Source organism: Pseudoalteromonas sp. TB25 (assembly GCF_000497995.1).
Classification (GTDB): domain Bacteria; phylum Pseudomonadota; class Gammaproteobacteria; order Enterobacterales; family Alteromonadaceae; genus Pseudoalteromonas; species Pseudoalteromonas distincta.
This window is the reverse complement of sequence record NZ_AUTI01000386.1, coordinates 1-9,901: the sequence shown is the minus strand read 5'-3', so window position 1 is coordinate 9,901 and position 9,901 is coordinate 1. Positions and strand designations below refer to the sequence as shown.

Below are 9,901 nucleotides of genomic sequence, written 5' to 3'. Positions count from 1 at the left end.
CGCTACCCGCTAAAAACCAGCGTACTTCACCACCATGTGTCAATATTTGCGCCTGCAAAGGTCTCAAGATAGCGTATGAATAATTCTGAGAAATATACATTAAGTATTTTTTATTTTTAGTGGCAGTTAAGTAGTTCAAGCTATCTCCTCAGGCTGGTTAGCACATTAAGTTTACCCCATTGCGACTCGCTTATAAATATATGCCTTTATTTGTTTTAAGCATCCGATTGAGCTTTGAGGTTGGCTAGATTATTATACAGCCCATATAACCCCATACCATACTTTGCTCAAAGAGCATCCCTAACCCCGGAGATAGCATGACTAGCTATAAAGTTTTAGACGTAAACGATGATTTACCCATTCGTACCAAAGGTGAAGTACACAGCGGTAAAGTTCGTTCAGTTTATTGGTTAACTGATGAAGACAGCGCACGATTAATTAAAGATAAAGGCTACCAAGTACCGACAGGTACTGAGCTTGCTATTATGGTTATTTCAGACCGAATTTCTGCATTTGATTGCATTTGGCAGGGCGAAAACGGTTTAAATGGCGTACCAGGTAAAGGTATAGCGCTAAACTCAGTGGCAGCCCATTGGTTTAAGTTATTTGATAAAGCGGGTCTTGCGGGCAATCATATTGTAGATATTCCGCATCCGTATGTGTGGATTGTACGTAAAGCCAGTACAGTGAAGGTAGAGGCAATTGCTCGCCAATATATTACGGGTAGCATGTGGCGCGATTACGCTAAAGGCATACGTAACTTTTGTGGTATTGAATTACCAGAGGGTTTAAAAGCGAACCAAAAGCTTGATAACGTTTTAATTACGCCGTCAACAAAAGGTATTATTGAAGGCGTTGCTGATATTCCGCCTGTTGATGATGTAAATATTACTCGCGCTAATATTACTAATAACTTAGATGTATTTAACTTTAAATCGGCAGATGATGTAACCAAATACGAAAAACTGTTAGTTGAAGGTTTTAAATTAATTAGTGATGAACTAGCGAAGCTTGACCAAATTTTTGTAGATACTAAATTTGAGTTTGGTTATGTAGAGGATTTAAATGGCGCGCAACAGCTTATATATATTGATGAAGTAGGCACGCCTGATTCGTCACGTATTTGGGATGAAGCCGCTTACAAAGACGGTAAAATTGTTGAAAATTCTAAAGAAGGCTTTCGTCAATTACTGATTAATAACGTGCCAGAGAGCGACGTATTATTAAATAAAGATCGCATGAGTGAGCGTGAGCAGTTAGCTAAAGATTATATTTTACCAGAATCAGTAATGCTTGAAGTGTCAAATACCTATGTTGGCATAGCGAGTAAAATTGTTGGCAGAGATATCGTGATCCCTGAAGATCCTCGCCAAGAAGTTATTACTATTTTAGATAACGATTACGGATTAATTGTTAAATAACAGCACTTAAGTGCTAATAAAGCCGGTAAATAAATCTTTATTTTTAGTTACTGGGCTATAATTCTTGCAATTAGTGCTCGTCTCTAATTAACTTAACCTAACATTAATGTTTAGGTATTGTTATGTTTGAACGGGCATTGCAAAAGTTTGCTAAAAGTCATTACTTTTTAGCTATAGGTTTGTTTTTTAGTCAGTTTGCTTTAAGTGCGAATATTGAATTAGTAATAGAAGATCAACACGGCCAAAAGTTATCAGGTGCTGTGGTTGAGCTTAATATTGCTGGTAAACAAGCCACACCATCAAATTTGCCCATTGCTATAATGGATCAAGTCCATAAGCAGTTTTTACCCGAATTATTAGTTGTACAACAGGGTCAAAAAGTTAACTTTCCTAACAGCGATAATATTCGCCATCATGTTTATTCTTTTTCACAAGCTAAGCCTTTTCAACTAAGATTATATTCAGGCCAACCAAAAGAGCCCATTACGTTTGAGCAACAAGGGGTTGTTGTTTTGGGGTGTAATATACATGACTCTATGGTTGGCTATATTTATGTAGCTAACAGCGAATTCGTATATAAAACAGATAAAAAAGGCTATGTAAATTTGCCTATTAATACACTGCCTGCACAAGTGAGTGTGTGGCATCCATTACAAACAGCACCATTGGAGAATAAAAAAATGATAACAATTAATTCTCAAAAACAGTTACAGATAACAGTAAACACATCAACTCCAGCACCCAGAAATACCTTTGGTAGTAAGTTTAAGGCTGGTAATGACTAATAGTTTACGAAATCGCATAACCATTTTATGTGTTGGCTTAGTGTTATTAACCACTATGGTCAGCTTGTTTAGTTTTTGGTGGTCTACGAGTAAATTTCAAGAAGAAAAAGTAAATCAAGATATTACCGTAGCGCAAAATGTTTATAAGCAATATTTAAAGTCAAAAGAAAGCCTACTGTTAACCGCTGCAAAAGTACTCACCTCCGATTTTGGTTTTAAGCAAGCTGTAGCAACGCGAGATGCAGGTACAATCAGCAGCGTGTTGTTTAATCACAGTCAGCGTATTGATGCCGAATTAATGTTGTTACTTGATTTATCGGGTAAGCTAATTTCCGCCAATACTGACGAAGACGTTTTTGCACACAACTTAAAGCCCTTGATGGAAGAGCTTTTAAGTGCGCCAGAAGAGTCTAGTTTTGTGGTGCTTAATAACGAGCTGTATCAAATTATTTTATTACCTGTAAAAGCGCCACGTACAGTAGCCTATAGTTTGGTGGGCTTTAAAATTGACGACAATGTAGCCCATGAACTAAAAAGCTTAACAGGCATGGATGTAAGTTTTATAGGCAGTGCTGACGATATTGTTATTAGCTCATTAGCTAATCGTCCTGAGCAATTTGAACCTGTTAGCTATTTTAGTACCGTAACCACATCGCGGTTTTTTGGTGAGTATTTAGTGTTTCGTAACCGAGAAATAGATTTACCATCGTTGTTGACCCATCCCATAATTATTTTGCTGAGTGCCGATTTAACACAAAGTTATAGTGATTTCGAAAAACTGCTTTTTACACTTATTATTTTAGCTATTTTAACTATGTTTGTAGGTGTTATTACAAGCAGCATATTTGCAAATAATTTAACTACGCCACTTACTCAACTAGCTGTAATAGCAAGGCAATTTGCACAAGGGAATTATGCTTTTGAATTTAAAGGCCAAAGGCAAAGTACCGAAATAGACACGCTAGTCGCAGCGTTTGATAGCATGGGTAATGATATTAATCAGCGCGAGCAACAAATTAGCTTTCAAGCCCGTCACGACTCCCTAACAGGCTTTTATAACCGCTCAGCAATGCTTGAGGTGCTTGATGATGAGTTAGATTCATCAGCCGAGTACACGCTCGTTGCAATAGACATAAAAGGTCTTCGCCATATAAACGATAAGCTCGGTCCGCGCATTGGTGATGACTGCCTAAAGGCCGTTGCTTGCAGAATAAGTGAGTTTTCGGATGAGTTAGGGGGCTTTCATGCCCGTATTGGCGGCGATGAGTTTTTAACTGTGTTTCCGACTGCGGCAGCGCGTGAACACAAAAGCGGTATTGTTGGCTTAATGGCACAATTACAAGCGTGCTACACCATTCAAAAACTAAAAATTAACTTACGCTTTAGTGCAGGCATTGTGCAGTATCCTACACAAGGTATTGCAAGTGATGACTTAATGCGCCGTGTGCTAATTGCAGTTGAAAGTGCTGCAAACACACAAGAGAGCATACATTACTATCAAAATGGCGAAGACGAAGCGCACTTAGAGCGCTTAATAATGCTTGATGAACTAAAGCAGGCTATTAGTGATGACGATGGTCAATTGTTTATGACTTATCAGCCAAAATTACATTTGAAATCGCAAAAAATAGATAAAGTTGAGTCGCTTATTCGCTGGCAGCGAAAAGATGGTAGCTGGGTTAATCCTGAACTGTTTATTGACTTAGCCGAGCAGTCGGGGCTTATTGTTGAGCTTACTGGGTGGGTTGTTAATACGGTTATAGCACAAGTAGCTGATTGGCAGTCTAAAAATATAAACTTACAGGCTGCAATAAATGTATCTGCGCAAGATATAGCATTTCCGGGCTTTCACGCTGCATTAGTTCGCACGCTTAAAAAGTACAAATTAGATTCTAAGCTGATCACTATTGAGCTTACTGAGCGCGATATGATCGAAAACGAAGAAAAAGGTATTAAAGCGCTCGAAAACCTAAAGGCAATTGGCGTTAAAATATCATTAGATGATTATGGTGTAGGGCAAACATCACTTGGTAGATTAAAAATGCTGCCTATTGATGAGCTTAAGCTAGATAAGTGCTTTATCCTAAAACTTGATGAATCGCAAAAAGATCAATTTATAGTGCAATCATCAATTACGTTGGGACATCAGCTAGGTTTCTCGGTTGTAGCTGAAGGGGTTGAAACGCTTGGCTCATTAAATTTACTTAGAGGCATGCAGTGCGACCATGCACAAGGCTATTACTTAAGTAGGCCTTTAAAAGCAGAACTATTAGAAGAATGGCTGGAGGAATACTATGCAAAAAATTAAATACTTATTAGCAAGTTTGTTTTTAATAGTTAGTGTGCCGAGCATTGCAAGCAATGGAAAACTGCTAGCTACGCCGGGAGTTTCTCAAATTGAAGGCAGTGGCGGCGGGGGGATTGTACCGTGGGCACAACTTGCTGGGTACGCAAGTGATGATGAATTTTCGGTAAATGGCTTTTGTAGTCGCGCAGATGTAACCGACTACACACTTGACGTATGTGGTGCACAACTTAATTTATTTAATCGTGTTGAGCTTAGTTATGCCCAACAGCGCTTTGATGTACCAGCACTTGATGCTGAAATAGAGCAATCAATTACAGGTGCTAAAATACGTTTGTACGGCGATATTGTTTACAGTGATTGGCCACAGCTTAGCTTAGGGATTCAGCATAAATCACTGGATGATGGCAGTATTGCAACACTTGTAGGCGCAGAAGAGACTAGCGGTACTGACTACTACCTCGCTGCTAGTAAATTACATTTAGGGGCTATTGCTGGCTATAACTGGTTTTGGAACGTAACTACAAGATACAGTGAAGCTAATCAACTTGGTTTACTTGGTTACGGTGGAGAAAATACTAGCGGAAAAGTATTATTTGAAGGCAGCACAGCACTATTTTTGAGTCGCGAAATAGCCGTAGGTGTTGAGTATCGTCAAAAATCAAATAACTTAAACTTAGGCGAACAAGATTGGAAAGACTTATTTGTAGCGTGGATGCCTAACAAGCATGTGAGTGTGACTGCGGCTTACCTTGATTTAGGAAGCATTGCAGGGGCTGACGATCAAACAGGTTGGTATTTATCGGTTACAGGGTATTGGTAATGAAAAGCGTTGGTATTTTTTTGATTTGTTTAGGGTTGCTTAGTGGGTGTGCAAATTCTACTAAGCTCTCACTTTATCAAAAGCTGGATGGTAAAGCTGGGATAGGCAGAATTGTTGATAGCTTTATCTATCAAATAGGCAATGACGAGCAGATAATTCATTACTTTGAACACAGTAATATAGCGCATTTCCGCCAAGGATTTATTAATCATATGTGCATGTTAGTAGAGGGCCCGTGTACATACGATGGTGACTCTATGGTGGCAATTCATACTGGTATGCATATTACAGAGAAAGATTTTAATCATGTTGTTGATTTGCTTATAAATGCAATGAATGAGCAAGATGTTAGCCATAGCTTACAAAACGATATTCTTTCTAGAATGGCGCCACTTCGTGATGAAATTATAAAAATGTAACTATAAAGCTTTCAAAGTAATTATTAAGTAAAGGGAACCTTGCTTTGATTGCATTGTCCACATAGAATTATTTCATAAAAACAACAATTGGCAAATATAGCTTGTATGGCTTATCTATTTATTTCTCGCAAAAATGTACACGCAAAATACTATAAAAAAATAATCAAAAGATTGTCGATGAATTGCCAATTACACATCATGGGAGCGCCTAAGCTTTCTGCTGTGAAATATTTAATAGATGCGTTCCAAGTTAATTTTACTGGTGTAGTAAACTCTCAACTAAAACGTAAAAGAGCACGTAATACAACTTGGAATAATTCTATCGTTACTGCGGTTTATAGTGCTGGTTTAGTTTTATTTGAACGATTACGATACGCCAAGTATTTAGCCTTATTAACCGAGACTAATCCTGAATACATTGTCATTTGGAACGGCAATAAACTTCCAAATACAACCGTTGCTATGGCTGCAAAAGCATTAGGTGTAAAGCAGTTTTATTATGAAAATGGTTTACTACCCGGTACAAGCAGTTTAGACCCTAATGGTATTAACTATAATGCGTCGTTAAGCCGTGACCCTTCTTTTTACCTAAATTTTGACCCACAAAATAAGTTAAACTTTTCTGCGCCGGATTTAATTCCAAGAGCTGATCATAAAAAGCGCTGTGAATTTGAGTGCGCCGATGTGCCAGAACGCTATATATTTGCGCCTTTTCAAGTACCTCACGATACTCAATTAGCTAGCTTTTCTCCGTGGATAAACTCTATGGACATGTTTTACGACGAGGTGATTAAAGCCGTCAAAAGCTTAAATGATCCAAGTTTAAAAGTGGTTTTTAAAGAGCATCCGTCGTGGCATAAACATTACGCTCATCTTTATGAAAAAGATCCGATTGCAATTTTTGCTAATGGAAATCAAACGAGTGATTTGATTAAGTGCGCAGAAGCCGTATTAACGATTAATTCAACGGTCGGCTTAGAAGCATTACTGCTAAATAAACGAGTTTTAACTCTTGGACAAGCCTGTTACAACATTGAGGGTTTGGTAAAGCATGCGAGCACTGCAGAGCAGCTTGCAGCAAATCTGAACGAAGTAATGCAGGGCTGGCAACCAAATACATTATTAAAGGATAAGTTTTTTAGCTTTATTGAACATGTATATTGTATTCCTGGCGTTTGGAAACACACTGAAGATAAACACATTAAAGCGATTGAAGCGCGTTTTACGGGTAATGATGAGTTTGCTAAATATCATGGTGATAAGGAATCGTAGTGAAAAACCTAATTAGCTGTCAGCAATTACACGATCAACTTAATAATCCTGCATTAGTGATATTTGATGCAGGTATGCTGCGCCCAGGTGTTTTGGGTACTTATTCGCCACAAGCAATGCTGCCCAACGCTAAACGTTTTGACATAAAAAATGAGTTGGCCGATAGATCTAACCCCTTACCAAGTACGGTATGCAGCGAGCAGCAATTTACTCATGTTATGCAAAATGCAGGCGTAAATAACGATTCGTTCATAGTTGTATACGAAGATGGCGGTTTATTTAGCGCAGCAAGGGCGTGGTGGATGTTTAAAGCTATGGGGCATCACAACGTAAAAGTACTCAGTGGTGGCCTTAAAAAGTGGTTAGAGAGTGGTTACGCCACACAGCAAGGTTATAGTAAATCGTTAGGTAAAGGTGATTTTACGGCAAGCTATAATCCTGAGTATTTTATCAATAGCCAACAAGTGGTTGACGCAATTGATGAGCCCAGCATTGTATTGGTAGATGCACGTGCTTATAAGCGTTTTACAGGCGAAGAAAGTGAACCCCGAAAAGGCATGCGTAGCGGGCATATCCCAAATAGTCGCTCGTTGCCTTTTATGGATTTACTTAATAAAGGTGAAGCCAAACCACTTGCCGAAATTAAAGCGATATTTAGTGACGTGGTTGATGATGCGCGGCAGTTACAGTTTAGCTGTGGCTCAGGTATTACAGCGTGTGCTTTAGCGTTATTTGCTACCGAATGTGGTTACAGTAATTTAAGCGTTTATGATGGCTCGTGGAGTGAGTGGGGTGCAAGTGATTCATTACCCATCGCCACAGGAGAAAAGTAGATGTGTTGTGGGTTTAGAGCTTGCTCACGTTAAAGCCGCAGCGCCTCTAAACCTCTTTGTGAATAACAGTATTTAAAAATATTACTCACAAGGAGAAGTGAAAGAGAAGAAAATGAGAAGGTAAAAACCAGTGCTTGCTCGTATTTGAATACTCTTTTTATACAATCACTTACTCTAAAAGCGCAGCGCCTCTAAACCTTCTTGTGAATAACAGTACTTAAAAATATTATTCACAAGGAGAAGTGAAAGAGAAGAAAATGAGAAGGTAAAAACCAGTGCTTACTCGTATTTGAATACTATTTTTATACAATCACTTACTCTAAAAACGCAGCGCCTCTAAACCTCTTTGTGAATAACAGTATTTAAAAATATTACTCACAAGGAGAAGTGAAAGAGAAGAAAATGACGGAGTTTTTCAAGTTAGTTGTCGCATCAAATTAAATTTTATGCCGCCCGCATTGCTTCTTTTTTCTCTGGATTTAAATTTACTTCATTGATCATCGTCCAATTTCGAGACTTTCCTGACCAACGAATTGGGTTCTGTAATTTCGCCATTTCATTTATCTGATGACGTTTCGCTAGTATCGCTTTATCTAATCCTAAATGACGCTGGTTTGGCGTGACAAATTTAATACCGCTGTGCAAGTGCTCATCGTTGTACCAATCAACAAATCCGCTAACCCACTTTCTTGCGCTACCCATGCTTTCAAAGGCTTTCTCAGGGTATCCCGGGCGATACTTTAACGTCTTAAATAGCGATTCAGAATAAGGATTATCATTACTCACAGACGGTCGGCTAAATGAAGGAACAATACCTAACTCCTGCAATGTCGCTAATAACGTTGCCCCTTTCATTGGACTGCCATTATCCGAGTGCAACGTGACTTGCTCAGGCTTTACCTGCTCTCGCCTGCAAATATCTACCATTAAATCAGCCGCCAGTGTGCTTAGTTGTGTGTCATGAACCTGCCAACCAACTATTTTTCGACTATAAATATCCATCACTAAATATAAGTATAAAAACTGACCTTTAACAGCTGTTGGCAAATACGTGATATCCCATGTATAAATTTCGTTTACACGTATTGCCTTGAGCGCTTTTGGCTTTTTTATCTTTTTATTTGGTTTAACTTTTTCTCTGTGTGTTAATAATTTATGTGATTTCATAACGCGATAAAACGAGCTTTCTGATGCTATCCACACACCTTTATCCAATAGTTTAGGGACTATCTTACTGGGTGGTAAATGTCCATATTCTATTGAATTAACAGTCTTAATTATACGCTGTTGTTCTAATTCAGTTAGCCTGTTAGGTGGTCGCTTTATCGTACTTGTTCGCTTATCTGTCATATCATCAGCTTCAATCCAGCGTTGAATTGTTCTTGCCGTTAGACCAAGTAACTCACATGCTTTTTCTTGCCTTGCCCCTGATTCCTGCGCATCGGTAATGAGCTTTATCAATTCATGACGCTCAGTTGAGCTGGTTAATCGTCCTCGTTGAAACCCCAAAGCGCATCTGCTTTTTTTTTGAGTACAAGTAAGGCGGCTGTTTCTGCTAACGCTTTGTCTTTACGATTAAGCTCTTTTTGAAGCTGCTTAATTTCTTGTTTGAGCTGTTTACTGTCTGATTTTACGGGCGTCGTTGAAGGCCCTTGAGCAAAATCTTGCTTCCATTGTTTAATATGATGCGGGTAAAGCCCCTTAGCACGGCAATATTCATTAAGAGCTGCTTCATCTAAACTCGCACATTCAATAATGGCGTTAAGCCTTTCTTCTAAGCTCCAGTCATGAGGGCGTTTTTCTGTTGTCATGTGACTACCATTATTTTTAGTTTCAAGTTCATGGTTTTTAGCAAGCGCGATCCATCGTTGCAAGGTTGAATAACCGATGCCTAAATCAAGCGCAATATCTTCTAGGCGAACATCATCACATTGGGATAATGCTTTTTCAACAGCTTGAACTTTAAATTCTTGTGTAAATCGACGTCTCATTTTATCTGCCTCTATTAAAAGTTAGAGGCGACAACTATCCTGACACAGGGGG

8 protein-coding genes and 1 pseudogene are annotated in these 9,901 nt (G+C 38.7%); 7 read left to right on the top strand and 2 right to left on the bottom strand.

Annotated elements, in window-relative coordinates; translation table 11 throughout:
- Positions 1-139, bottom strand: a pseudogene (locus tag L652_RS1000000125520) (CDP-glycerol--glycerophosphate glycerophosphotransferase); the annotation flags it as partial.
- A gap of 178 nt (positions 140-317) precedes the next feature.
- On the opposite strand from L652_RS1000000125520, the gene L652_RS0116895 reads away from it, so the two are divergent.
- The 7 genes from L652_RS0116895 (at position 318) to L652_RS0116865 (ending at position 7,858) form a co-directional block, all read left to right on the top strand.
- A complete protein-coding gene (locus L652_RS0116895) occupies positions 318-1,421 on the top strand; it encodes a phosphoribosylaminoimidazolesuccinocarboxamide synthase (RefSeq protein ID WP_004335513.1) in 1,104 nt (367 codons plus the stop codon).
- A gap of 122 nt (positions 1,422-1,543) precedes the next feature.
- Entirely contained in the window at positions 1,544-2,206 is a 663-nt protein-coding gene (locus L652_RS0116890; RefSeq protein WP_004335512.1) for a methylamine utilization protein, read from the top strand.
- A complete protein-coding gene (locus tag L652_RS0116885) occupies positions 2,199-4,514 on the top strand; it encodes an EAL domain-containing protein (protein ID WP_024597017.1) in 2,316 nt (771 codons plus the stop codon). The genes L652_RS0116890 and L652_RS0116885 overlap by 8 nt, the downstream gene beginning before the upstream one ends.
- On the top strand, positions 4,501-5,334 hold the full coding sequence (locus L652_RS0116880; protein ID WP_024597016.1) for a DUF3034 family protein: 834 nt from the start codon (positions 4,501-4,503) through the stop codon (positions 5,332-5,334). Before L652_RS0116885 ends, L652_RS0116880 begins: the two co-directional genes overlap by 14 nt.
- Positions 5,334-5,753: a group 1 truncated hemoglobin gene (locus L652_RS0116875; RefSeq protein WP_024597015.1), complete on the top strand. Its 420-nt coding sequence runs from the start codon at positions 5,334-5,336 to the stop codon at positions 5,751-5,753. The genes L652_RS0116880 and L652_RS0116875 overlap by 1 nt, the downstream gene beginning before the upstream one ends.
- Before the next feature lie 177 nt (positions 5,754-5,930).
- Positions 5,931-7,025 carry a capsular biosynthesis protein gene (locus L652_RS0116870; RefSeq protein WP_240915897.1) on the top strand — a complete coding sequence of 365 codons (1,095 nt, stop codon included), beginning with the start codon at positions 5,931-5,933 and terminating at the stop codon, positions 7,023-7,025.
- Positions 7,025-7,858, top strand: a complete 834-nt coding sequence (locus tag L652_RS0116865; protein ID WP_024597013.1) for a sulfurtransferase — start codon at positions 7,025-7,027, stop codon at positions 7,856-7,858. The genes L652_RS0116870 and L652_RS0116865 overlap by 1 nt, the downstream gene beginning before the upstream one ends.
- 444 nt (positions 7,859-8,302) lie before the next feature.
- Here L652_RS0116865 and L652_RS0116860 read toward each other — a convergent pair.
- A protein-coding gene (locus L652_RS0116860; RefSeq protein ID WP_139015387.1) for an IS3 family transposase occupies positions 8,303-9,849 on the bottom strand; the annotation gives its coding sequence in 2 pieces (ribosomal slippage) (positions 8,303-9,390 and positions 9,390-9,849; 1,548 coding nt in all).
- Between the last annotated feature and the right edge of the window lie 52 nt (positions 9,850-9,901).